Source organism: Pseudomonas sp. ATCC 13867, from assembly GCF_000349845.1.
Taxonomy (GTDB): Bacteria; Pseudomonadota; Gammaproteobacteria; order Pseudomonadales; family Pseudomonadaceae; genus Pseudomonas.
Genome location: NC_020829.1, coordinates 1846268 through 1872599, shown reverse-complemented (window position 1 = coordinate 1872599; position 26332 = coordinate 1846268). Strand labels below are relative to the sequence as shown.

The following is a 26332-nucleotide window of genomic DNA, read 5'->3' as shown; positions in this document are numbered from 1 at the left end:
CTCTTTTATTCGGCAATACAAAAGGAAATTTCACACGCAGCCTAACAACCCGAAGCCGCTACGGCACTGTCGAAGCTGGCCAGTGCGAGTCACGGATAACGCCACGGCTGACCATCATCAATGGCACGAACCGTACCAGCCACTACACTTGCCCGGCATGGAAAGTCGCCGGCACGGTTCCGCCGCCGGCCTATCGGTATAAGGGCGCTCCCATGCTGCAGTCCGTTTCACCCAAGCACGACCTCCCCCTCAAGCCCGATCCAGCCGAACCCCGCAGTGGCGTCCTCGCCCCCTTCAGCATCGCCGCGTTCCGCATCATCTGGATCTGCAACCTGTTCGCCAACCTGGGCACCTGGGCGCAGTCGGTAGCGGCCGCCTGGGTGGTTACCGAGGCTCATGCCAGCCCGTTGATGGTGGCGATGATCCAGGTCGCCTCGGCGCTGCCGCTGGTGCTGCTGTCGATCATGTCCGGCGTGCTCGCCGACAACCACGACCGCCGCAAGATCATGCTGGTGGGGCTTTCTGTCGAACTCTCCGGCGCCGCCCTGGTGACGGTGCTGGCCTTCCTCGGCTACCTCGACCCGCTGATGCTGATCGTGTCGATCCTCTGGTTGTCGCTGGGCAGCTCCATCACTATCCCGGCCTGGCAGGCGGCGGTGAACGAACAGGTGCCGCCGCGCATGGTGGGCGACGCGGTACTGCTCAACAGCGTCAACTACAACGTCGCCCGCGCCGTCGGCCCGGCCATCGGCGGGTTGCTGCTGTCGGCCACCGGGCCGTCCTGGGTGTTCCTGTTCAACTGCCTGTGCTACGCGGCGCTGATCTGGGCGATCTGGCACTGGCGCCGCGACGTGCCCCAGCGCACCCTGCCGCCGGAGCACATCTTCGAAGGCGTGATCGCCGCGCTGCGCTTCACCCAGTATTCCAGCGTTACGCGCCTGGTGATGATGCGTTCCTTCGCCTTCGGCCTGTCCGCCAGCGCCATCTGGGCGCTGCTGCCGCTACTGGCGCACCGTAACCCGGACGGCAACGCCTCGGTGTACGGCTACATGCTCGGCGCGCTGGGCCTGGGGGCCATCGTCGCCAGCACGATGGTCAGCAAGGCCCGCCAGTTGCTCGGCAGCAGCCGGCTGATCAGCTTTTCCGCCGCCGTGCTGGGGCTGGTGATGCTGACTCTGGGATGGGTCGACAATCTCTGGGTGATCTTCCCGGCGCTGATTCTCGGCGGCAGTTGCTGGATCGCAGCCGTGGCCACCTACAACTCCGCGGTGCAGATCCTCGTGCCCGACTGGGTCAAGGCCCGCGCCCTGGCGCTGTACCAGACCGCTCTGTACGGCGGCCTCGCGGCGGGCTCGTTCCTCTGGGGCCATTTCGCCGAAACCCTGGGCGTACAGGGGTCGCTGGTCGCCGCCGGCTGCCTGCTGCTGGTCTCGGTGGCGCTGCTCTACAACTCGCGCCTGCCGGAACTGGACGCCGCCAACATCGCCCGCGCACCGGGCGGTATGCCGGGCCAGCCAACCTTCGTATTCAACCCCGAACGGGGTTCGGTGCTGGTGTCCATCGAGTACCGCATCCCGGCCGAGCGCACCCGTGACTTCGTCCGCGCCGCCAAGCCGTTGCGCCGCCTGCGCCTGCGCAACGGCGCGGAACGCTGGGCGTTGTACCGTGACGTGAGCAACCCGGAGATCTGGCAGGAGCTGCTCCTGGTGGACAACTGGATCAGCCACCTGCGGATGCTCGATCGCATGACCATCGAGGACAAGACCATCATCGATAACGTCACCAGCCTGCATGCGGGCGATGCGCCTCCGGTGATTCACCACGGAGTGAGCTACGAGTCAGGGAGCTACGAGGCGCCGCCGGAGACGCTGGGGTAATACGCGGGCCTTAAGAATCCCTCCCTCTCCCGACGAGAGAGGGAGCCCTCCAGGACAGTGGGCAGGAAGGAGGTCTGCCGGACGCATCGCAGGGAGCGACTGGCAAACCTGGGACCTGAACAGCACTCTCCCTCGGGGAGGCGACTGCATGGATGCGGGATGCCAAAGCCGAGGACTGGGGATGAAGAGCCCCCAATCCCGAGAAGAACGCCTTACTCCGCCGCCGGCTTCTTGCGCTTCAGGGGCGCCATGCCATCCTGGCTCACCACCCTGGACGGGCCAGCCTTGGGCTTGGCGGCCGGCTTCTTCTTCGCCGGCGCCTTGCCGCCGGTCTTCTTCGCATCGTCCTTTTTCTTCTTGGTGCCGGCGGCCTTGCCCGACGCCTTGACCTTCTTCGGCCCCTTGTAGGTGCCCTTCAGCTCCTTGATGACACGCAGCTCGAAACGCAGCTTGAGGTAGCGCTCGATGCTCGACATCAGGTTCCAGTCGCCATGACCGACCAGCGAGATCGCAGTCCCCGAGGCACCCGCGCGGCCGGTGCGGCCGATGCGGTGCACGTATTCGTCGCCACGACGCGGGATGTCGAAGTTGATCACCAAATCCAGGCCGTCGACGTCCAGGCCACGGGCGGCCACGTCGGTGGCGACCAGCACCTTCACCGCGCCCTGCTTCAGGCGCTCGATGGCCAGCTTGCGGTCCTTCTGGTCCTTCTCGCCGTGCAGGACGAAGACCTTGTGGCCGGCAGCGATCAGGCGGCCGGTGAGGCGGTCGGCGGCAACGCGGGTGTTGGTGAAGACGATGGCCTTCTCATAGGTCTCGTTGGTCAGCAGCCACTGCAGCAACTCTTCCTTGTGGCCGACGTGGTCGGTCAGGATCACCTGCTGGCTGACATCCTCGTTCAACTCGCTGACACGGTTGAGCTGCAGGGTCTCCGGCTCGCGCAGGACCTGCTCGACCATCGCATGCAGGCCGCTGCCGCTGGTGGCGGAGAACAGCAGGGTCTGGCGCTCGGCCGGGCACTGCGCGGCGAGCTTGAGCACGTCCTCGGAGAAGCCCATGTCGAGCATGCGGTCGGCTTCGTCGAGCACCAGCACTTCCACGTCACCCAGCGGCAGGTTGCCAGCGTTGAACTGCTCGTTCAGGCGGCCCGGGGTGCCGATGATGATTTCCGGGTTCTTGCGCAGGCGCGCGCCCTGCACCTTGAAGTCTTCGCCGCCGGTGATCAGGCAGGCCTTGATGAAGGTGAACTGGGCGAAGCGCTCGACTTCCTTGAGGGTCTGCTGGGCCAGTTCGCGGGTCGGCAGCAGGATCAGCGCGCGGGCGCCGCTCCTGGGCTTGTCCTCGGTGAGCAGGCGATGCAGCAACGGCAGCACGAAGGCGGCGGTCTTGCCGCTGCCGGTCTGCGCCGTCACCCGCAGGTCGCGTCCCTCCAGGGCCTTCGGGATGGCCGCGGCCTGGACCGGGGTCGGCTCGGAGAAGGACAACGAATCGAGCGCCTTGAGCAGGCGTTCGTGCAGGGCGAATTGGGAGAACAAGGCAGACCTCGATATCACGAAAAGACCAAATAGCTGCATAGCGTAACCGATGCGCGGGTTTTATTCGCCGGTCGCAATCGGCATGGCCCACGTCGCGTGCGGGACAGCCACCGGTGGAAGCCGCTCCCAGACTGGCCGCAACCCTGTCCAGGAACGCCGAACAAGGAATGCCGCGATGATGCACCGCCCGACCGCCGCCGAGCGCCTGGAGCGCCTACCGCTGAGCCCCTATCACCGGCTGATCTTCGTGATCATCGCCCTGGCGTTCTTCTTCGACTCCGTGGACCTGGCGATGATGACCTTCCTGCTCGGCTCGATCAAAGCCGAGTTCGGCCTCTCCAGCGCCCAGGCCGGGTTGCTGGCCAGCTCCAGTTTCGTCGGCATGGTGATCGGCGCGGCGCTGTCCGGACTGCTCGCCGACCGTTTCGGGCGCAAGCCGGTGTTCCAGTGGAGCATCGTGCTCTGGGGCATCGCCAGCTACCTCTGCTCCACCGCCGCCGACGTGCAGCAGTTGACCCTCTACCGTGTGCTGCTGGGGATCGGCATGGGCATGGAGTTCCCCATCGCCCAGTCGTTGCTCTCGGAAATGATCCCGGCGCAGAAACGCGGCAAGTACATCGCCCTGATGGACGGTTTCTGGCCGCTGGGCTTCCTTGCCGCCGGCTGCCTGTCCTACTTCGTCCTGCCGCTGGCCGGCTGGCGCAGCCTGTTCCTGCTGCTGGCCTTCCCGGCGCTGTTCGTCCTGGCGATCCGCTTCATGATCCCCGAGTCGCCGCGCTGGCTGGAACAGGCCGGGCTGCAGGACAAGGCCGAGCGCTCACTGGAGCGCATCGAGGCACGGGTGATGGCCTCGCTGAAGCTGACCAACCTGCCCGAACCACGCCCGCTGGCCCGCCCGGAACCGAGCGCGCCGGGCTTCTTCCGTGCCTTCGCCGAACTCTGGTCGCCCACCTACCGGCACCGCACCCTGACGGTCTGGAGCCTGTGGTTCCTTGCCCTGCTCGGCTTCTACGGACTGACCTCCTGGCTCAGCGCGCTGATGCAGCAGTCCGGGTTCGCCGTCACCCAGTCGGTGTACTACACCGTGCTGATTTCCCTGGCCGGCATTCCCGGCTTCCTCTGTGCGGCCTGGCTGGTCGAGCGCTGGGGCCGCAAACCCAGTTGCGTGCTGATGCTCCTGGGCGGCGGCGTCATGGCTTACGCCTACGGACAGACGGCGGTATTCGGCGGCAGCCTGGGCCTGCTGATCGGCTTCGGCCTGGCCATGCAGTTCTTCCTGTTCGGCATGTGGGCGGTGCTCTACACCTACACGCCGGAGCTCTATCCCACCTCGGCGCGCGCCACCGGCTCGGGCTTCGCCTCGGCGGTCGGTCGCGTCGGCTCGCTGCTCGGCCCCACCCTCAGCGGCCTGATCCTGCCAGTGGCCGGCCAGGGTGGCGTGTTCACCCTCGGCGCACTGTGTTTCCTGCTGGCTGCCGGCGTGGTCTGGGCCTTCGGCATCGAAACCCGTGGCCGAACCCTGGAGGAACTTGCCGGCTGATGCACCGCCCAACGTAGGTAGGAATCGGACAGACGCACCAGCACCCCGCAGCCGTCGTGCCATGCTCTGATCGTGCCCCCTGCAACGGAGAAACAGGTGCAAGCGACACTCATCTATTTCGTGGCCGCCAGCCTGGACGGATACATCGCCCGCCCCGATGGCAGCGTGGACTGGCTGCAAGGCTACGACAGCGCGACTGACGACCACGGCTACGGCGCCTTCTACGCCAGTATCGACGGCCTGTTGATGGGGCGCGCCAGCTACCTGCATTGCCTGGAGCAGGGCGACTGGCCCTATCCGGACAAGCCGACGCTGGTCATGACCCGCGCCAACCACATGCCCCTGGCGGGCCCTCGGATCGAACTGGTCCACTGTCCGCCGAGCGAGGCCCTGGACGCCCTGCAAGCCAAAGGCTGCGAGCGCATCTGGCTGGTCGGCGGGGGCAGCCTGGCGGGGAACTTTCTCGCCGCGGGCTTGCTCGACGAACTGATCGTCAGCATCATCCCCCACCTGCTCGGAGCCGGCATTCCACTGTTCAGCATCGGGCTCGAACAGCGCCTGCAACTGCTGGAACAGCGCAGCTTCCCCAGCGGCATCGTGCAACTGCGTTACCAAGTCCTCAAGGAAAGTCCCTCGCCATGACCCTCGTCACGATCAACATCGCCGCCGCCTGCCTGCTCGACGACAGCGGCCGACTGCTGCTGGTGCGCAAGCGCGGCACCCAGGCCTTCATGCTGCCGGGAGGCAAGCACGAGCCCGGCGAAACGTCGGTGCAGGCCCTGCTGCGGGAACTGGATGAAGAGCTCAACCTGCGCCTGACGGAAAACGCACTTGCCCCGCTGGGTCGCTTCCAGGCCGACGCCGCCAATGAGCCCGAGACCCGGGTCGACGCACAGGTCTACGTGGCAGCCCTGCCTCACCCGGTCAGCCCGGCGGCGGAACTGGAAGAGCTGGCCTGGCTGGACACCACCGGCAACACCCCGCACAGCCTCGCGCCACTGCTGCGCGAACAGGTACTGCCTGCCCTTCTCCGACACCTGGCCTGATCCCGGACCGCTGCAAAAGCCTGCATTTCGTCGGGTTTTTATCCGCGACACCGCGCCACGCCTGGCTTTGCGCCATCAGCGGCAGGGCGCCCTCCGTCATAGCCGAAACCCCCATGCCATAGGGCTTCCCGCTATAAGGCCCAGGCGTGACCAAAGGGTCTTGATACATGTCACGGAACCTCCGGCAAGTCACATGACGACCGCCAGAATCGACAGGCGGTAAGAACTGTCATGAAAACTCGTTCAGAATGCGTGGAATTTTTGAGCGGACAAAGGAAACCACGCCGCAGAACAACGGCGATCCAGCGGAGTCTGGGTGACATCAACCAGCAAGAAGACATGCCGAATGCGACGTAACATTTTGACATGCCTTTCCATAGGCTTGGCGACCCTCTTGGCCGCCACCGAGGCAACTGCCTCCTCCAAGATCACGCGCACCTACCACCCCGCGCCGGTCGACCTGCGCGTCCCGGTCCAGGGCAGCGCCCTGCTGACCATGACGCCCAAGGCTGAAAAACCTGCCAAGAGCGAGGCGCACCAGGTTACCCAGCGCGCCTTCAGCATGATCGGAACCCCCTACCGCTGGGGCGGCACCTCGCCCAAGCGCGGCTTCGACTGCAGCGGATTGGTCAACTACGTCTTCCAGAACATCGATGAAGTCGACCTGCCGCGCACCGCGCGCGAAATCTACAGCATGCGCGGCAACCCGAAGGTGGCCCGCGGCGACCTGCAGCCAGGCGACCTGGTGTTCTTCCGCATCCACAACCGCCGCACTGTCGACCACGTCGGCATCTACGTTGGCGACAACCAGTTCGTCCATGCTCCACGCCGTGGCCAGAAGGTTCGCGTCTCCGACCTCAATGGCGACTACTGGAAACGCCACTACACCGCCGCTCGCCGCATCCTGCCGGAAACCCTGGCCAAGGCCGACATGGACAACCATCGCTTCGACTGACGGCCTACGCTCTCCCCTTGCGGGAGAGCGCTTCCCACCTCAGCCCTTCACCTTGAAGGCATCGCGACGCGCCTGACGGCGCAGCAGACGCGCGCTATCCCAGCCCGTCAGCAGCACCGCGATCCAGATCGGCCCGTAGGTCCAGATCTGCGCCGACTGAAACGCCTCGCCGAGGAACAGCACGGCAATGGCGAACAACAGCACCGGCTCCACGTAGCTGAGAATCCCGAACAGCCCCATCGGCAACAGCCGGCTGGCCGCCATCATGGCGCCAAAAGCCAGAGCGCTGATCAGCCCCAGCACCGGCAATAACGCCCATAGCCGTGGCGTTTCCTCCAGCACCTGTCCGCTGCCGGTCAGCCACAGCGCCAGGAAGGCGAACGGCAGCAGCACGGCCATCTCGAAGACGAAGCCGGACAATGCATCCACACCCATCCTGCGGCGCAACATGAAATACGGCGGGTAACCCAGCGCGGTGATCAGGGTGAACCAGGAAAACGCCCGGGTCAGCCACAGTTCGTGCAGCACGCCGGCCACCGCGAAGGCGACGGCAACGGCCTGCAATGGCGTCAGGCGTTCGCCGTAGAACACCCGACCACAGAGCACCATCGTCAGCGGCAGCAGGAAATACCCCAGGGACAGCTCCAGGGTGCGCCCGACCATAGGAGCCCAGATGAACACCCCCCACTGCACCAGCATCATCGCCGCCGTCAGCGGGAAACAAGCCAGCAGCCACGGCTCTCGCAGCAGACGCCGACCCGACTCACGCAGCACGCCGCCCTGGCGAGTGAACCACACCAGCAACAGCACCATCGGAATCGACCAGACCACCCGGTGAGCGATCACCTGGATACTGGTCAGCGGCTCCAGCGAATGGATATAGCCCGGCAGGGTCACGAACAGTACGGACGACGCCAGGGATAGCGCCACACCACGTCCGGAGATATTCATGCGTGAAGCTCCCGCTGGCGACGCAATCCCAGGCGATTGACGCCCAGCGACGCAACGATCACCGCCCCGCCCAAAGCCAGGCGCGGCAGGTCCGCCGCCTCATTCCAGATCAGCAGATTGATCAGCAATCCCACCGGCACATGCAGATTGTTCATCACCGCCAAGGTGCCAGCATCGACCAAGGTGCCGCCCTTGTTCCACCAGAACTGCCCCAGCGCGGTAGCCAACAGCCCCATCCACACCAGCACGCCCCATTGCACGTCGGTAGTCGGCAGCTTCTGCGGATTGCCGAACAGCAACCAGCCCGGCAGCGCAATCAGCAGCGCGCCGACGAAGAAATAACCGAAACGGCGGAATTGCGGGATATCCGAGGGATAGCGCTGCACCAGATGCTTGTACATCACCTGGCCGGCCGCGAAGGTGGCGTTGGCCAGTTGCAGCAGCAGGAAGCCTTCGACGTAGTCGCCGCTGACGCCGTCGTAACGGATGATCCCGGCACCCAGCACCGCCACAGCTGCGGCCAGCAGCGCCCAGACGTTGAAGCGACGATTCAAGGCATCGTCGATCAGCGCCACATGCAACGGCGTCAGCACGGTGAACAGCAGCACCTCCGGCACCGTGAGCACACGGAAGCTCTGGTACAGGCAGACGTAGGTGATGCCAAACTGCAACGCTCCCACCAACATCACCCCCGCGACGAAGCGAGGATGCACACCGCGCCAGCGAGTCAGCGGCAGGAACACCAGGCCGGCCAGCACGACACGGGTCAGCACCGCGAAATAGCTATCGACCTGCCCGGCGAGATACTCACCGATCAGGCTGAAGGAGAACGCCCAGAGGACGGTAACGAAAAGCAGGTATGGCATGAGTGGCGCGACCGGAACGGGGCAAGCACCATAGCGCCTGTCTCACATCGGAGAAAGCGCTGCGCGCCCGCCGCCAGCGAAAGGCAGTGTCTAGTCCTGAAATAGGTTTACACCTCTGAGGGTTGGCACCAGACCTCAAAAACGCCCGATGCATTGCATCGGGCGTTTTGTATTTCAGAGCGTGGTGGGGACGCTCCCGGTTATAGATATCGACGGCCTCGTGCACCATTCGACGCGCCTGGGCCAGGTCTGCCGGGGGCTGTATCAGTAGCTCATTCTTCAGGATGCCGTTGACCCGTTCGGCCAGCGCATTCTGGTAGCAGTCATAACCATCGGTCATCGAGCAGGTGATGCCGTGTCGTGCATGCAGGCGCTGGTAATGCGCAGAGCAGTACTGGATACCGCGGTCCGAGTGATGCACCAGGGCATGCCGCGTCCTGCGTCGCTGTAACGCCAGGCTGAACGCGCGGGCCACCGACTCGGCATGCAGGCTGTCATGGACATGGTGACCGACGATCTTGCGCGAATAGGCGTCGGTGACCAGGCTCAGATACAGCGGGCCGCTCAGGCTTGGCAGGTAGGTGATATCGGCCACCCAGACGCGCTCCGGAGCGCTGGGCAACACCTGTTGCGGGCCAGGCTTGAGCAGATTGGGGTGGCGGTAGAAGCGGTGAAAGCTGTGAGTGGTCTTGTGGTACGCCCGCTTGGGCGCAACCAGTAGGCGCTGCTCCGCCAGGACGCGAAACAAGCGATCCCGCCCCACGCGAAGCTCTGCGCGGGCCTGTTCCTGAAGCAGAAAATGCAGCTTGCGCGTGCCCAGCCGAGGCTGACGCATCCGCACCTCCCGGACAAACTGAACAATCTGTCGATCCTGCTGGGAGCGCCGATCCGCCGCGCGGTTGCGCTGGTAATAGGCCTGGCGACTGACGCCCAGAAACTGGCAAGCCCTGCTAATGCTCAGCCCTTGGACTTGCCTTTGCGTGAGGACTTGCCGGGACGCTTTTTTACGATGGAGACGCCGTAGTCATTCTTCAGGACATCCACCACCGCCTCGAAGAACTGAGCCTTTTGGCTCATGACCTCAAGCTGCTGCTCAAGCTCCTTGATTCGCTGCTCCGGCGTCAGCGGTGTTTTCTCATCAGTCATCGAACCCCTCCGACTAGAGCGAATGGATGCGCCCTGGCTCCAGTTCTGTCGGCCGTGCTTGCGTAGCCACACCAACACCGTCGAGCGCCCCTGGATACCGTAGCGGGCCTGGGCCTGCTTGTAACTCATTTCGCCTTTTTCGACCTGCTCGACCACCGCCAGTTTAAAAGCCAGCGTGTAATCACGCTGACTACGACGCACACCTTCTGCCATCGGAGTTCTCCTGAAAATAAGGGCGAAGGTGTAAACCTTATTCAGGACGGGACACAGAAACGAAAAAGGGCGACCGAAGTCGCCCTTTTCCCTGGATGAGGAAGCAGGGATTAGCCCTGGTTCTCCATCTGAGCACGGATCAGGTCACCAATGGTGGTCGGGCCAGTGCTTTCTGCGTCTTGCTTGCTACGCAGTTCTTTCATCGCATCCTTCTCGTCATCAACGTCCTTGGACTTGATGGAGAGGCTGATGACGCGGCTCTTACGGTCGATGCTGATGATCTTGGCTTCGACTTCTTCGCCTTCTTTCAGAACGTTGCGAGCATCTTCAACGCGGTCACGGCTGATTTCGGAGGCTTTCAGGATGCCCTCGATTTCGCCACCCAGGCTGATGACAGCGCCCTTGGCGTCAACTTCCTTCACGGTACCGCGAACGATGGTGCCTTTCTCGTTGAGCGATGCGTAGTTGGAGAACGGATCGTCTTCCAGCTGCTTGATGCCCAGGGAGATGCGCTCACGCTCCGGATCAACGGAGAGGATGACGGTTTCCAGCTCGTCACCCTTCTTGAAGCGGCGAACGGCTTCTTCGCCAACTTCGTTCCAGGAGATGTCGGACAGGTGAACCAGACCGTCGATGCCACCTTCCAGACCGATGAAGATACCGAAGTCGGTGATCGACTTGATGGTGCCGGAGATCTTGTCGCCCTTGTTGAAGCGGCCGGAGAAGTCTTCCCACGGGTTGGACTTGCACTGCTTGATGCCCAGGGAGATACGACGACGCTCTTCGTCGATGTCCAGAACCTGAACTTCCACTTCGTCGCCAACCTGAACAACTTTCGACGGATGGATGTTCTTGTTGGTCCAGTCCATTTCGGAGACGTGTACCAGGCCTTCCACGCCCTCTTCCAGCTCGGCGAAGCAGCCGTAGTCGGTGAGGTTGGTGACGCGGGCCATGACGCGGGTGCCTTCCGGGTAACGAGCCTTGATGGCAACCCACGGGTCTTCGCCCAGTTGCTTCAGGCCCAGGGATACGCGGTTGCGCTCGCGGTCGAACTTCAGAACCTTGACATCGATCTCGTCGCCAACGTTGACGATCTCGGACGGATGCTTGATGCGCTTCCAGGCCATGTCGGTGATGTGCAGCAGACCATCGACGCCGCCCAGGTCAACGAATGCACCGTAGTCGGTGAGGTTCTTGACGATACCCTTGACCTGCTGGCCTTCCTGCAGGGATTCCAGCAGAGCTTCGCGCTCGGCGCTGTTCTCGGCTTCCAGGACGCTGCGGCGGGAAACGACAACGTTGTTGCGCTTCTGGTCCAGCTTGATGACCTTGAACTCGAGCTCTTTGCCTTCCAGGTGAGTGGTGTCGCGTACCGGACGCACATCCACCAGGGAGCCCGGCAGGAACGCGCGGATACCGCTGACGTCGACGGTGAAACCGCCTTTGACCTTGCCGTTGATGACGCCCTTGACCACTTCGTCAGCGTTGAAGGCAGCTTCCAGAACCAGCCAGGATTCTGCACGCTTGGCTTTCTCGCGGGACAGCTTGGTCTCACCGAAGCCGTCTTCTACCGCGTCCAGCGCAACGTGGACTTCGTCACCCACATTGATGGTCAGCTCGCCCTGTTCGTTGTAGAACTGCTCGACCGGGATGACGCCCTCGGACTTCAGGCCGGCATGAACGGTAACCCAGTCACCGTCGATGTCGACCACGATGCCGGTGATGATTGCACCCGGCTGCATGTCGAGGGATTTCAGACTTTCTTCAAAGAGTTCTGCGAAGCTTTCGCTCATGTTTATACCTGTAGTCAAAGGCTTGTAAGCCCGATTCCGCGTCACCAGCAAACACGGTCAAGTGATGAAAAAGAAGCCAGCAGGATCAAGACTGGTATCCTGCCGGCCCCCTGTTGCACCCGCCGAAACGGGCACTCCACATTCAGATTTTAAGGGAGCGATCCGCCTGATATGGACGAAACCCTCCCGATATAAGGTCTGGAATGTTAGCAACGCTCCACGGCTGCGTCAATTGGAGCTGAGCGATGCACGCAAGCTCCACCACTGCATGACGCGCCGCAATGGGGCTGTCAGGCGCCAGGAGCGGCTGTTGAGGACCTGGTCCAGGTGGAGCTGCAAGCCATCGGCATGACACCGCAGCGCATTCAGATCCTGTACCAAGCCCTGCACCTGCACCTGAGAGGCACCCAGGTCCTGTGCCAGGACCGTGATCCGCTGAGTAGACCTCTGCAATTGCTCCCGCCAGCCACTCTCGGCCTGGCGGAACCAGTTTTCGGCCTCTGCACGCCCGGCCTGCTCTTGACGGATGACATCTTCAAGCGTCGAAATCCACGCCACCTGCTCCCGACTGTTGCTCTCAACGTTGCGGAGCCAGCTTTCAGCCTCCGAGCGTCCAGCCTGCTCCTGGCCTATGGTGTATTCGAGCGTCGAGATCCACCCCATCAGGTCTGTCTCACGACTCAGCCACTCTTCTTTATACTGACGCAAATACGTCTCTTGCAGTTGGCAAAACTGGCCGATCGTCCATAGTTCCATGTCCCACTGGCCACATTGACGGAGGATGGGCCAAAGCTCTTCGAATCGCCCAACGAGCCGCTCAATGCCGCAAGACAAGGCCGGGGCGTGAACATGGGCCTGATCGACACTCAAAGCGAGCAGAGTCCGATACAGACGCACCAGTTCAGGAAAACTATCCGGATGCTGCTCCAGCGCATCCAGATCGTAGGTGGCATGACGCAGCCCGGGATCAAACACTTGATCCCGAAATCGCTCCAGCATCCGCGGGTCGGGCTGCAGTCCCAGCCATGCGGCCAGCTCACCCAGAGCCGCCTCCGGCTGTTCGAGGAAGCGGTCATAGTCGACGACCACGAATCGCTTGCCGCCAGTGAACCGCAACGCCCTCACCATGTGCTCATACCAGAGCAACAGGCCTTTGCCGGTCGAGAAACCATCCCGGGCAGTCAGCGACGCCGCCACACTGAGAGGGTTTCTCAAGGGAATCAACAGCCAGTAGTCGATCTTCAGACGATCCAGCACCGGCGACCAAATATCTATCAAGCGTGGCAGACGCGGATCCTTGAGACCAAGCAGTCCTTCGCCCCTCAGCCGGGGCTTCAACCATCGGGCGATCTGCAGTTGAAAACGCCAACGAGCGCCGGCGGCCATCCGCGTGCAGTCCACCCCCAGCGTCGAGGACGTCACCCCCAACGCCTGGTACATGCGCTCGTTAAGCTCCACCACGACCCGATCTTCCCAGAACCCCTTGGGATTATCCGGGGCCGGTCCTATCAGCTCATTGCCATATTCAACGCCCAGCCCCTCCAGCGCAGCGGAAAGCAGACTCGTACCCGAGCGGTGCATACCGAGAGTTATCACCAGCCGCTTCACTGCAGCCCCCCAGCCGCTCGTCCCAACGACATTTCCGGCGTCAATTTCCCCCGGTCTGGCAATACCCATTGATCGACGACCGGGCGAGTCCTCAAGTAGTTTTCATAGAACAGAGCAAACTGCGACCGTTCCATCAGCTCAGGTAAGCGGTACACCACATCGGCAATGGCATCGATCCACGACGGCAGTTTCCGTTCGGTCTCAGACAACACATGCAGAGAATGGCAGCCAAGGCGTACCGCCAGGATCTCCGGCGAGATGTCTTCGGCCCGGCTATCCGTCCCCAGATACAGGGTAAACACTCCTTTCGGATACCGCCGATACCGTGAGGGATGCGATAGATTGCAAAACGGGTTTCCGGTCGGTCTGCGTCGATAGCCCGCCATCAACCCGCTCCTCCAAGCGGCATCATGAAACAAGCGCGGATGGGCTCGACGCAGTATTTTTTTAACTTTCCTGACCTGGTGATTTGCCAGCCCAAGCCGCGACTCACCATGCTTCCGGTAAAGCAACATCGGTTCCTTGAGCACCTTTCCCCTGGTACCCAGGCTGGCTATACGCATCCAGAAATCCCAATCCTCATACAGCAACCCACGGTCCTCACTGAAACCGCCCACCCGCACCCAATCGTCCCGATGAAATACAGCGGAGACACCAAGATGGTTGACGAAGCGCAACAAGCCGGGGTGCAGGTCAAAGGTGCGTCGGATGCCACTCTCGTTGCCAAAGAGCCTTATCCAGCCATGCACCAGGCGTATGCCCAGGTCGCTTTCAAGCATTACGGCGCACTTCTCCAGATAGGAGTCAACCAGGCAGTCATCGGAATCCAGACAGCAGATATAACGACCTCGCGCATGTCGAATCCCCAGATTGCGCGCAGCGCCCGGCCCAGCATTGGGCTGGCGTAACAGCCGAATGGCGGTCATCTGCTTGAGCAACGCCAGCAGTTGCAGAGTGCTTTGCTCCGTCGATCCGTCATCCACCACGATGACCTCGAAATCCTGCAGTGTCTGCGAGCGCAGGCTGCGCAACGTGTCCAGCAGGAATCGACCGTGGTTATGGCAAGGCACGACAACACTGATAAGCGGCTGACTGGAGTCCCAGCACTCAACCTTTACCGTCCCCTCCAGTGTTGGTATTCGAGAGTATTGATGCATGAGCCGGAGCAAAACCGAGCGTCCTGCTCGCCGGACAACAGAGTGAAGACGCCTCATGGGCATCTGGCTTCAGTAGTGGTAACGGCAACCTGCGGAACATATCCGGGAATGGCCAAAACTCCGGATTTGAAAACCTGCCAGGAGTGCCGTTGCAGCACCATCACCTGGGCGCCCAGCGCCCTTAGGCGCGCACCCTCGGCATCGCCGAGAATTTCCCGTAGGGCCTGAATAAAGCGCGGAGCCTCCGCATCTGCCGGTAGCAGATACCCTCGAGCATCGGACACCAACTCGGCAACTCCGCCCACGTCTGGCGTCACGATGGGAAGCCCGGCTGCCGCTGCCTCCAGCAGGACATTGGGCAACCCGTCATAGGCCGAGGTATAGAGAAACGCTGCGTAATGACCAGCCTGGGCGATGCTCCAGAAGTCATCGAAGGCGCCCGCCATTCGAACATTCGGCAACTCCCGCAAGCGCCGCAGCAGCTCGACATCGTATTCCGGCGCAGCCTCACCGAAGACATCGAACACGATGTCCGGAGCCGACGCAGCGATGGCATAGAGGAGTTCAGGACGTTTCTGAGAAGCCAGGCGGCCGGCCCATAGCACCCTGGCGCCAGTTAGAGAGGGCTCGCTGATACGTCCCACGTAGGGAAAATACAAGGTATGAAGATTTTCCGCCGGCACACCGTCGCGTCGCTGGATATCAGCCTTGAATTGCTGGTTATCCGTGATGATTCCTGCCAAGTGCATGCTGGTAGTCGGCACGTAGTCGGTGGCGTACCCACAACGAATGCCATTGCGATCGAAGTCGTCACAATACAGGCTGGCATACAACGCCTTACCGCTGCTGACCAGAGCTTTGCCGAAGCTTTCAAACAGTTGCCAACCCAACTGCGAATTAATGAGATGCAGGGTGGCGGCGGGTGACTGAAGCAGCAGTCGCAGCAGTACCAGGCGTCGGTCTTCTTCCGATGCCTCTCGGGCCATGCGACCGTACTCAACGACACGAACACTACTGGGCAAGCGGTGCAACCAGGGAGAAGTCACATCGCGCGTCACTACCACGGTCGTTCTCCATCCCAGCTCATCACAGAGCTGGACATGATGAAGAACACCTAGATCGGCTCCCCCACGCATCATGTGCGGAATGAGAAAGATGATCTGTGGCCGGATCTCGATGAAGTCACTCACCAGTTGTCGATACAGGTGGGCGGCATAGGTATCCTCGACGGGCTGCCAGGCATGATAGCGAGTCAGCAACTCCGGGGCTGGATACAGAGCCGGCTCGATAGCCGCCAGTTCGCGAAACTCATCGACAATCCATGTAGGCAGCACGGACGAAGCTGTACCGGATGCCCCACTCTGCACAGGCTGCGTACCAATCGGTGCATCCAGGAAATAGTGGCGACGTATCCGACGGCAGAGTCGGACAAATCGCCGCATCTGATGTTCATTCAGACACCGACGCAACACTCGCGCCAGCAGAAAATACCAGTGCCATGCGCTACGGGCGAGCATGCCATCGACTCTCAACTTCATACTATTGCCTACCGCCCCACAAAGGGGCTGCAAAGAAGGGACCGGGGCGTACCACAACCTTCTGCTGCACCCCCAGATTCTGACGCGAGCCCACAGCCTTGCGTCGATAGAAGAGCGCAGTCCTGGGAGCAGTCGTGTGCTTGTATCCCGCAGCCAGCACACACAGACTCCAGTCCCAGTCTTCATAGCCGAAGCCGTTGTATTCCATGTTGGCCTGACGATAGGGACACTGGTCGAACAGATCTCGTCGGGCGAATACCGTGGATGCCCATAGATGGTGTTTGAAGCAAGTTTCCTGGCTGCCGGCGCCGGTCAGTTGATCGGTCTGTCGCGTCATTTCCCAACTGCCACCGAAGGTCAACAGATAGTCGGTATGCACCACAACCTGACGCTGGCTGAGCAACACTCGAACCGACTCGACTATCCAATTCGCAGTGCAATAGTCATCGCCGTCCAGAATGCCTATCCACTCACCGGACGCGTGCTCAATACCGTGATTTCTCGCGAGGCCAGGATCGCCGTGCAACGATTTCAACACTCGATCACCTTCGCGCAACGTCGGATGCGATATCACCACTTGTCGGGTGTATTCATCCGCTCGATCCAGGACCGCGACCAGTTGCACCTGCAGCCCCGCCTTTTCTGCAACAACGCGCATCCGCTCGAAGCCCAACAGAGCCCAATGTGCGACGCCACCTTCTGCATGGAAGGTCATCACCACTGAGACCTGGCCATTTTCTCCAGGTGGCATCGCGAGTTCATCGCAACTTTCCACAGGAACTTCTTCATTACGAGTCATGGATACCCTACTCACAGAATGTATTGCAGACGCTCGGCTACATCGCGCAACACGCTGGCGACCAAATCACGCTCATGAGGCGGCAGCTCTTTCCGCCACGTGATGGGGGTCAGGGCTGGCAATGAGTCTTGAGTCAACAACAGAGCTGTCATCTTCTCAGGTGCAGAGACCAAATCTTCGTAGCGCATCCAGCGTACCCGTGGGCCAGCATCCAGTAACTGGACGACCAGGAAACGCCACCAGAGCGCTCGCCGCAGCGCCAGATTGCCAACATTGGCAATCTCTCTAAGTGCTGAGCGATTTCGTTCGCTGAGTGCAGGATCGTCAGGATTACCCAGCGGCTGGGACAGCAGATCAGCATTGCGTAAATGCTCGAATGTCGACGCCCAGGAGATGAGGCAGTCATAGGGGTGGCGGACCAGAGCGACGACCTTAGCCTTTGGCATCACCCGCAGTAGAGCTGGCAGGCGGACCAAGTAGGCCAAGGTATTCTTGGTTCCCAAGGTAAACCCGTACGCAGGCGAGGAAACCTGGTAAGGCAGCGCAACGTCCTGCTGACGGGCTGTATCGTCGATCAGACGGCCGTTGATGTGTTTATTCAGCACCGGCCTTCCGGCCAGAATTTCTCGCCGCAGCTCTGCATAGAAGCAAGGAATCCCCCAGGGTTCAGGTTCCTTCAAACGCTGGAATATCTGCGCTGGTTCATTGATGATCACCGTCTGCGGGTGTTCGGAAAGCAGCCGGCATAGGAAACTGGTACCACTTCTGGGCAACCCGGTTATGACGAGATCCGTATTCTCACGATCAACCTCTTGTGCAGGCATGGTAGTGCGCAGCACTGCCTTCATGTCACTGCAGACCTGACGCCAGTCCGGATAGAGTTCAAGAGTCCGAGTCAGCTCAGGCCAATGCGATTGCAGCGCGTGCAGGTCTCGCAGCAACGCCGGCTCCCGAGCCAGAACCTCGGGGTCATGGTAGTGACAGAAGCAAGGATCGTTGCCTGCCTCCAAGGGCTTGCGATGCAGCGGATAGTTGTAGCCTTCGCCCAATACTTCCGTGCGCAGCTGCAAGTGAGCCAGGGCCAGCGGCAAGGCCAGTTGATCCAGCCAAGGCCACTTATCCCCAATGTCGGTAGCGGCTTCGATCTCGTGAGCAATTCGCTGCCATTGCTGCGCGAACTCCGTCGCCCCACGTATCCAAATGAAACCGGCATTGAAATAGGGGGGCATCAGATCACCCGATAGACTGGCCAGTACCCGAGTCTCAGGCAACTCCAGCCCCACCAGTGAATACAAACGTCCCCAATAGCCCGCGGAAGTGGGTACCAGCGCAAGATCGGCAGGCTTCAGGGCAGCCTCATGCCGTTGCAGATAGACGAAGTCCGGTGCAGCTCGACAGTACATATCGCTGTCGAGGAACAAGCAGTGGCCATCGGGACCGCCGAGTGCCAACGCAGCGAACTTGTTTCCAATGGGATAGCCAGAGCCGAAGGGATTCTCGATCGGCAAGCATTCGATCTCCAGACGCGTGAGAAGCTGTTCCGTCGACGGGCTCAACGCGCCCCAAAGATGATCCGGCGTGGCCACTGCCGCGATGATGCGTAGCCTGTGGTCAAAGCCGAGCCTGGCCCGCAACGAAGCCGCCAAAATCGCCGACTTAGCCTCCAGCACACCGCCGTGGATAACAAAGACGAGAGTGATTACTCCATGTCGATATTCGTGATGAGCGCTCGGGTTCATGCGGGTAACACCTCGGCCGAACCGTGCAGATTCACCACTGCGTCAAAGCGCTTCCGCGGACTTTCCACCCGAAAGGAGAGAACGCCCACTCGCTTGTCCAACAATACTTGGACCTTTTCCGACAATGCATCGTCGAGACGCAAGGTCAATGCATAATCACCATCCTGTAAGTCCGCGACAAAGCTGAAGCGCACGCGAATCAGGCCGCTGCCATCTACAACCAGCGTGAGTCCCAACTGGCTATTGTTGACGGCATACAGGTTGTAGCCGCGAGCATCGCGCAGAACCAGAGTGATTCTGGGACAACGCACGGGCTCGAATAGCTGGAGACTCACATCCAAACTGACACGCTCACCACTGACGAAGTAGCCACGCTCCGCACCATCACCAACAAGAACCGCAGACTGGATGCGGCCATGCCCGTTGCCGAATGCCAAGCTATCCTGGCGGCTCTCCAGAGACCCTGCCGAAACGGCTCTGGTAGCTGGCGTCGTGTCTCGTAGATAAAGCTCACAACCGGTTTCGCAGTCTCCGTCGAACTGGACAAGCCCGCCTTTCAAATAGATCACCCGGTTGCAGTAGGCCTTTATCAGTTGCAAGTCATGAGAAACCAGTACGACCGTCACCCCTCGCTCAAGAAGTTGATCCAGGCGGTTCAAGCACTTGAACTGAAACTGGGCATCCCCAACTGCCAATGCCTCATCGACGATGACTATATCGGCATCAACATGGGCAGTGATTGCGAAAGCAAGGCGCACCACCATGCCACTGGAATAGGTTTTTACCGGCTGATCAATGAACTCGCCGACTTCAGCAAATTCGATGATCGACTCCTGACGCAATGCAAGCTCTTCGCTGCTCAAGCCAAGCAACCGGGCAGTGAACTCGACGTTCCGACGGCCGGTTTCCTCTGGATCGAAACCGGTACCCAGTTCCAACAATGCTGCAATACGGCCCAGACGAGTGACAGTGCCAACAGACGGCGAGACGGTACCGGCGAGCATTTGCAGCAGAGTCGATTTGCCACTGCCATTGCGCCCTATGACCCCCAATACCTCACCACGTGCCAGATCGAAAGAAATATCCCGTAGCGCCCAGAACTCTCGATGAAAACCAAAGCGCTCGCCCAGTAATGCATGCAGAAAGCGCAGTCCAGGTCTTTCGAATATATGGAACATCTTCCCCAGTCGGTCGGTACGAATGACCGAAGTCGAATCATCAGCCATGTGCAGCAATACTCATGAGAAGCAAGAAATCATCTTTTCATTGATCATCCGAACGTCAAACTTTGCCTCAGCAATTCTTCGACTTTCCCGTCCCATCTTTGCAATCAGCTGTGGATTGTTGATAAACCTCTCCATCGACTCGGCGATATGCTGCGGACTTCTTACCGGAACTAAGAATCCATTGACCTCATCCTCGATGCTTTCGCGGCACCCGACGGAATCAGTAGTAATGATTGGCCGGCCAACGGCCATAGCCTCCTGAATGGCCCTAGGCAAGCCTTCACGATAATAAGACGGGTAAACCAATACACTGGAGTTGGCCAGCCACTCCCGCACATCGGGAACTTTCCCTACCCAACGGATCGTCCCCTCACTCACCCACTGGCTGACTTCCTCCCGGAGTATCGAACCTGGATTAGCATCCACGTCGCCAACCACCACGAACTCAACCGAGGAGTATTTAGCTTTGACTAGTTTGGCGGCAGTGACGAAGTCCGCTACCCCCTTCTCACGCAATAGGCGTCCCACGAAAGAAAAGATCACCGGTTCGACAACTGGTTTCTGCTCGGTGAACCGTTGGAGATCCAGACCAATTCCCGGCAGCATGGTAACTTTTCGGCCATCGACCAAACCCCTACCTACGAACAATCGGTAGTCGTCCGTATTCAGCAGAAAGACCCGCGACGATGAACCGAGGCTGAGGCGATACAAACAGCTGACCAAGACCTTCAGAAGTGCACGAGGAAAGGACACAGCGCTCTCAGAATAAACATACCCTGCGCCCTCGATGAGGGAATAAACACAACTAACCCGCGAAAACCTTGCAGCCAACCCGCCATAGATAACAGGCTTAGTAAAGTAGCTGAGCACTGCATCTATTCTTAGCTCTTTCAGACGCACAACCAATTCCCAAATCGTTCTTATTGCGGAGATAGGGCTAAGCCCTACTCGATCCATTCCAACTGTTACAGGCGTGGCGCCAAGCGCACGAATCTGATACTCCGTTCGCTCATCGTAGTCTGGCGCAAACGCAAAAACCTCAACTCCACGCAAAACCAGGTCGCGAATGAGATCCCCGCGGAAGTTGACAATAGAGAATGCTTGATTCGACACGATGGCCATACGATGAAATTTCATCTACACAAAGCCTTTATGGAAATTTCGCACAACCAACCATTCAAACCAAAAACAAAGAAAGAGGCAGCATCCTAGCTGCCTCCTCCCACGCAGCTAATAAGTCTAGTTAGTTGCGGTTGTTGCCTGCCTTGTGATTGGTGACGGTAGAAGGACCAGAGTCACCGTTGAAGTTACCCTGCGTAGTGCCAGTCATGTTGTTCAGGCTACCGTCCGGAGCGCGGATCAGGCCCAATGCCTCACAGGTTGGGAACTCGCCTTCCATGACTAGGCGGGCTCGGCCGCCGGCACCATTCCAGTCATTGCCGTTAACACCGAAGGCAGTAGCAACTTCCTTGATGCTATACACACCCGTCTCGTGGGCTTTCAGAACGCTCTTGCCAACACTGTCGGTAATATATGCACTGCCAGTTGCCGGATAACGCTTGCCATTCTGGTCGTACAGAACACCACGCACCTTGCCATTGCGACCATCATCACTGGTGTTGGTCAAGCGGATGAAGAACGCATCCTGGTTGTTGGCTGGCGGCAGGTTGAACAGGCTAGCAACGCAACTGCTTTTCCAGAAGTGGTCGATCTGAGCACCATTGATCACACGATCCACATAGCGTACGTTACCGAAATCAACGGTCAGAGGACCAACGTTGAAGTTCTGCTGAGCCATCATTGCGGCAGTACCACTAGCGACGGCGCAGATGTTGTAGGTCTGGTTGACATCTTCGTTCTTAAGGGCGATCGCCAACTTTGAAACACCATCCACTCCTGAGCTCTTAGCAATTTCTGCAGAGCTCCAGGAATAGACAGCGGCGAGTGCACCGCTTGCGTAGTCCGAGCAACTTCCGTTAACCAGTCCAATGGACGAAAGACCCGAGAAATTACCTGCAATATAGCTCTCGAGCTTGTCACTGCCGTTGAAGCCGAATACGTTCCGACCATCCTCGTTGAGCACATCAGTGTTCACACCCATGCGGACGGATCCAAGCCGCTGGTAGTTGGAACCATAGTTCGCTGGATCGCTGGCACCGGCTTGGGCGGTGACATTCGGATCGAATGTTTTATCCTGATTTGCCAGATCCAGAGAATTGAGGACCTGATAAGACCCCCATTGATTGGTGTTCATTACATCCCAGTAAACTGCCGGCAAGGATGTGAAGACCATGAATGGAGCGGCAGAATCGTTATTGGCAGAGCTCAGTGCATTGGCACCTGTAGTGGTATCCAGCTGGGCGGATACCGTTACTTGGAATCGGCGCTCATTCAGTGGATCGTTCAGCAGCGAGACTTGCGGATTGAACGATTGGCCAACGAAAGTGGCATCGCCTTGCAGTGGTGCGCGCAGATGGTCGACTTTGGCAGGAGCAGAAGAGACACTGCCATTGGTGCGGAACAGGAAGTGAACGACACCGTGCTCGGGAGCTGTTGCAGTCGCAGCTGCGATTTCGGCGGCACCTGCAGCATCCAGAGTAAGGCTCAAGGTGTTCACACCAACACCGGAGGTAATCGCGAATCCTGCTCCCGGAGCCAAGGTACCGATCTGAATCTGATTAGGAGAGATCTGATTGGCGAACTGAGCGACTGTACGGTCGAGCGTCAGCTTGATGGTGTGCCCTTGTGCAGCCTTTGCTGCCTTGGCTGGGTCGATCGCATAGTCCAGATCCGGCAGGTCAAACTGGGTGGACTCGGAGAGGTTGCCGAATATTTCTTGGGCAATGGTGATGTTCGCAGCGCGACTGGAATAGTTCGCACCAGTCTCGACACTCACACCAGGAACATAGTTCGCCTGACTAGGCGCATACTGATCCACATCACCCGGAGAGTTCTCGGTCACAGATGGATTTGAACTCTGACCAACGATTATTTTGACTACGCCAGCATTCGCAAAATTAGCAAACATGACAGATGCAATCGCAGCACCCAGCAGCGTTTTCTTCAACATATAGATAACTCCTAATATCATCGACTAGTCATTTATTTTCTTGCCCTCAGCAAGCCTGAGGTATGGAACGTTCGACGTCCGATAGTAGGGAGCGACCATCAGCTCTCTGCATATTCACTCACTACCGCTCGTGATCCTCAGCAGTTGGCCAACTGCTGAGACTTTACCGAGCTCGTTGTCGAATACCTTTAGCTGCCCAGCCCCATATATAGCTTGGCTTACTACAGCAAAAACCGCCCCTCTCGGGATTACGATTTCCGAAGGTTTTATACAACCACAAGGGAGTTTCAACAACAGAAGCAGAGAGCATTAGCGGGCAAAACCAGAAACAAAGAAATTTCCTCAAGCACTCAGGAATAAATCCTTCAGATTCTTCCCTGGCATTTAAAGAACTTCCTACAGATACCATAAATAATCAAAAAAATGCCCCATACCAACGGCACAGGGCATTTTTTAAATATTGACCTAGATCAAACTATCAGAGATATAAAAAACCCAAGTACACCATCAGCCACAAGCCCCCGGACTCTTGTGACATGACAGCTCAGGCTCAATCATCTGCCTGAGCCTCTCAGTGACATCCCTGGCCTCATCAGCCCCCTCGATAATGTAGGGCTGTATAAGCATCACAACCTCACTCCTCGACTTGTTCACGCTACTCTTCCCAAAGAGATATCCAAGCACTGGAACATCCTTTAACCAAGGAATACCGGATTTTCCGTCATCTCCATTCTCTCGAATCAATCCGCCCATGAATATCGAACCACCACTCTGTAGCGTCAGCGCCGTCTCCATAGATGTCCTGGTTATGGTGGGAGTCAAGCTATCAGATCCATCCGATGAGCCACCACTACTTCCGCCGGCTCCGGAAGAGCTAACCTCCTGACTAACAGTCAGATCCACTCTATTATTAGAATAGACAACAGGCGAAACGTTCAATATCACACCTGTAGACCGATAAGATATCCCCTGAATAATGTTTGAAGTACCGTCTGTACTGCTTCCATCGTTCTGACGCGTTGTCGTGACGGGGATATCTGAGCCCACATTTATATTGGCTTGCTGACCACTTTTTACCAGGACCCTGGGAGTAGCCAATATTCTGGCACGATTGTTTTGCGCAACCGCGCTTAACAGCGCATGCGCACCACCCGCAGTATTAATCAGATAGCTGAACTCACCCTTTGGGCCTAGTTCAATTTTCTTGCCAATTTCTTTCAGATCACTGAAATCGCCCGTACCAAAAGACCAGTCGATTCCGAAGCTTCTATTATCAACGAGATCCACACTGGCTATGGTTACTTCAATCAGAACCTGCCGCGCCGGCCTATCCAACTGTTTAAGCATCGGCTGCAACTGTTGCCATGTACGCCCAGGCCCCCGGAAAAGAATGGCATTGCGATTCTCATCTTCGACCAACGTGCCTCCCCCCATCATGCTTGATGCGAGGCTGTCCATCAGGCCGCTATTTCCTGCCCCCCCCAAGAGCGCCTGGGTGCCCGCCAACTGCAACAAGGGCGAAACTCCAGCGTTTCTAGTGCTGCCCATGTCGCCTGAGCCAGGGCGATTGGGCACGGCACTATCGACTGCAGCACGCTTGGAGGCACTGTTGCTCAGATCAGGCGTCAAACCATAAGCGCCCCCACCACCCAAGCCAGACATCAGCGAACGCAGAGACTTCGCCAGATCAGTGGCCCGAGTGTTACGCACTTCATAGAAGAACAGCCCCTCCTTAGCGCTTCCCGATCCGTCCTCGACTGCGCTGATTGCGGGCGCACGATCTGCCTGCTCAGCCCACTCCCGAACCAGGCGGAGCAAAGACTGTTGATTGGCAAAGACAATCAGGCCGTTCGAACTTTCCAGCGGCACCAACACGATACTGCCGGACGCCTCTCCCAATCCGACGCTGTAGCCCTGGGCCACCAGCAAGGTCTTGAGTTGCTTGGCAAGTGTCTCCGACGAAACAAAGGCCGGGTCGATACGCAGGCTGTACTGCCCCCGCATGAAAGGTTGATCCAATAACTCGACAGCTTTGGCTGCCTGAGTGACGATGGATGACATCCCTTTCAGCATCAGCCCACCACGAGCACCATCAGCGGTGGCTGTAAGGCCCGATTTTTCATACGCACTGCTGAGCCAAGGGATCACATCCTTGGCATCGACATTGTGTAACTGGACAAACTGGAACACCGGCCGATACGCAATAGGCACATCAGGACGTGCATCACCACTGATGAGAATCGGCGGCTCGTCCGGGCTCAGGCCGATCTGCTTGATCTGGAAGCGCAGCACATCGCCTTGCTTGACGATTTCCACACCATAGTTCGCCATTACCTGCGAGGCCACGTTGTAAACCATCTGCGAGGTCTGAGGCTGTTCGAGCCGCAAAGTCACACGGTCCGCTTTGTTCTTCAGGTTGTTATCGATTTCAAAGGAAAGCCCCAGGATGTTCCCGAATACCTCATTGATGAAGGCAGCCAACGTCACGTCCTCAACGTTGACGGTGACATCGGCCTTTCCATCATCCAGCTTCACACGGTCCAGCTTGTCCACTACCCCGGCCTGAGCACTCCTGCCCGCCTGGGGCGTTGTCCCGAACGCGGGCCCCTGGGCTTCTCTTGAACCACCATTGCCTGTGCCGGGAGAACTTGCGTTTCCAGGCACCGCTTCGGCTTCCTCCGCCGAGGCCCCGGTACGCAGTGATTCTGGAATTTTCATCGGTTCGGTAGTACATCCTCCTATTGCGCCCCCACAGAGCGCCGCCAGAAGTGCGCGCCGCACGAATGGTAGAAGGACTTTATTCGGCTGGTACATAGAGTTTCCTTTCCTGATCGCCCCCTTCGTCAGGGAGAGAAAAACGAATTCCTTGAGCGTCAATCATCTCCAAGCGCTCGCCACCCGGCAGGGACTCTCCTGGCAGATATCGCTTGGGTTGGGCGTTGGCGTCCTCCGCTACCAGCGCATAGCGCTTGTTAGCCATCAAGACCACGCCTTTGAAGCACCAGGCCACCTTGCGCTTGACGACGGTTGAGGCCTCATGGCTGCCCTGCATTGCCAGCGACTCGTGCTTCTCTCCCCACCATGAGAGGGAAGAAATGTCTGTAGCGACGGTGGGGCCAAATGGTTTTTGCGGAGGCTCAGGCAGGCTCCAATCAGTTTCCAGATTGCTTTCCGGGGGGCCAAGCTGGGCCGGCCGGAGCAGTGACCCGACAGCAATCCCCAACCCAGCGATCAGCAGATAAGGACGAAGAGTTTTTTGCGAAATCATCAAGC

Annotated in this window: 19 protein-coding genes and 1 pseudogene; 5 read left to right on the top strand and 15 right to left on the bottom strand. The window is 59.2% G+C overall.

What is annotated here, in order from left to right; genetic code table 11:
• Positions 1-212 precede the first annotated feature (212 nt).
• Complete coding sequence (locus H681_RS08535; protein WP_015476452.1) at positions 213-1877, top strand: MFS transporter; 1665 nt, start codon at positions 213-215, stop codon at positions 1875-1877.
• A gap of 212 nt (positions 1878-2089) precedes the next feature.
• Here the strand turns inward: H681_RS08535 and H681_RS08530 are convergent, their stop codons facing one another.
• The gene (locus tag H681_RS08530; protein ID WP_086009601.1) at positions 2090-3427 is read right to left on the bottom strand and encodes a DEAD/DEAH box helicase; all 1338 of its coding nucleotides are present in this window, start codon (positions 3425-3427) and stop codon (positions 2090-2092) included.
• Between the two features lie 160 nt (positions 3428-3587).
• On the opposite strand from H681_RS08530, the gene H681_RS08525 reads away from it, so the two are divergent.
• From H681_RS08525 to H681_RS08510, 4 genes are all read left to right on the top strand, one after another.
• On the top strand, positions 3588-4952 hold the full coding sequence (locus H681_RS08525) for an MFS transporter (protein ID WP_015476450.1): 1365 nt from the start codon (positions 3588-3590) through the stop codon (positions 4950-4952).
• A 96-nt stretch (positions 4953-5048) separates the two neighbouring features.
• Complete coding sequence (locus H681_RS08520) at positions 5049-5594, top strand: dihydrofolate reductase family protein (protein WP_015476449.1); 546 nt, start codon at positions 5049-5051, stop codon at positions 5592-5594.
• A complete protein-coding gene (locus tag H681_RS08515; protein ID WP_015476448.1) occupies positions 5591-5998 on the top strand; it encodes an NUDIX hydrolase in 408 nt (135 codons plus the stop codon). The genes H681_RS08520 and H681_RS08515 overlap by 4 nt, the downstream gene beginning before the upstream one ends.
• Before the next feature lie 394 nt (positions 5999-6392).
• Positions 6393-6953, top strand: a complete 561-nt coding sequence (locus H681_RS08510; protein WP_015476447.1) for a C40 family peptidase — start codon at positions 6393-6395, stop codon at positions 6951-6953.
• Positions 6954-6992: 39 nt separating this feature from the next.
• Here H681_RS08510 and rarD read toward each other — a convergent pair whose 3' ends face one another.
• From rarD to H681_RS26345, 14 genes and pseudogenes are all read right to left on the bottom strand, one after another.
• Positions 6993-7904 (bottom strand): EamA family transporter RarD, encoded by a 912-nt coding sequence (gene rarD / locus H681_RS08505; protein WP_015476446.1) that lies wholly within the window; start codon positions 7902-7904, stop codon positions 6993-6995.
• Positions 7901-8770: a carboxylate/amino acid/amine transporter gene (locus H681_RS08500; protein ID WP_015476445.1), complete on the bottom strand. Its 870-nt coding sequence runs from the start codon at positions 8768-8770 to the stop codon at positions 7901-7903. The genes rarD and H681_RS08500 overlap by 4 nt, the downstream gene beginning before the upstream one ends.
• A 139-nt stretch (positions 8771-8909) precedes the next feature.
• Positions 8910-10129: pseudogene (locus H681_RS25710) on the bottom strand (IS3 family transposase); the annotation flags it as partial.
• 110 nt (positions 10130-10239) lie between these two features.
• Complete coding sequence (gene rpsA, locus H681_RS08485) at positions 10240-11922, bottom strand: 30S ribosomal protein S1 (RefSeq protein ID WP_015476443.1); 1683 nt, start codon at positions 11920-11922, stop codon at positions 10240-10242.
• A gap of 228 nt (positions 11923-12150) precedes the next feature.
• Positions 12151-13530: a sulfotransferase family protein gene (locus H681_RS25500; RefSeq protein ID WP_015476442.1), complete on the bottom strand. Its 1380-nt coding sequence runs from the start codon at positions 13528-13530 to the stop codon at positions 12151-12153.
• Complete coding sequence (locus H681_RS08475; RefSeq protein ID WP_269078309.1) at positions 13527-14687, bottom strand: glycosyltransferase family 2 protein; 1161 nt, start codon at positions 14685-14687, stop codon at positions 13527-13529. Before H681_RS08475 ends, H681_RS25500 begins: the two co-directional genes overlap by 4 nt.
• Before the next feature lie 53 nt (positions 14688-14740).
• A complete protein-coding gene (locus H681_RS08470) occupies positions 14741-16204 on the bottom strand; it encodes a glycosyltransferase family 4 protein (protein ID WP_080636266.1) in 1464 nt (487 codons plus the stop codon).
• Between the two features lie 22 nt (positions 16205-16226).
• Positions 16227-17024, bottom strand: coding sequence for a glycosyltransferase family 2 protein (locus H681_RS08465; RefSeq protein ID WP_086009553.1), 798 nt, complete (start codon positions 17022-17024; stop codon positions 16227-16229).
• Positions 17025-17035: 11 nt separating this feature from the next.
• A complete protein-coding gene (locus tag H681_RS08460; RefSeq protein ID WP_015476438.1) occupies positions 17036-18763 on the bottom strand; it encodes a sulfotransferase family protein in 1728 nt (575 codons plus the stop codon).
• Positions 18760-19989 carry an ABC transporter ATP-binding protein gene (locus tag H681_RS08455; RefSeq protein WP_015476437.1) on the bottom strand — a complete coding sequence of 410 codons (1230 nt, stop codon included), beginning with the start codon at positions 19987-19989 and terminating at the stop codon, positions 18760-18762. The genes H681_RS08460 and H681_RS08455 overlap by 4 nt, the downstream gene beginning before the upstream one ends.
• Before the next feature lie 12 nt (positions 19990-20001).
• Positions 20002-21126, bottom strand: a complete 1125-nt coding sequence (locus tag H681_RS08450) for a glycosyltransferase family 4 protein (RefSeq protein ID WP_041711830.1) — start codon at positions 21124-21126, stop codon at positions 20002-20004.
• A 106-nt stretch (positions 21127-21232) separates the two neighbouring features.
• Complete coding sequence (locus H681_RS08445) at positions 21233-23059, bottom strand: hypothetical protein (RefSeq protein ID WP_015476435.1); 1827 nt, start codon at positions 23057-23059, stop codon at positions 21233-21235.
• 507 nt (positions 23060-23566) lie between these two features.
• Positions 23567-25873 (bottom strand): type II secretion system protein GspD, encoded by a 2307-nt coding sequence (locus H681_RS08440; RefSeq protein WP_041711828.1) that lies wholly within the window; start codon positions 25871-25873, stop codon positions 23567-23569.
• Positions 25857-26330, bottom strand: coding sequence for a hypothetical protein (locus H681_RS26345; protein WP_162140828.1), 474 nt, complete (start codon positions 26328-26330; stop codon positions 25857-25859). The genes H681_RS08440 and H681_RS26345 overlap by 17 nt, the downstream gene beginning before the upstream one ends.
• Positions 26331-26332 lie beyond the last annotated feature (2 nt).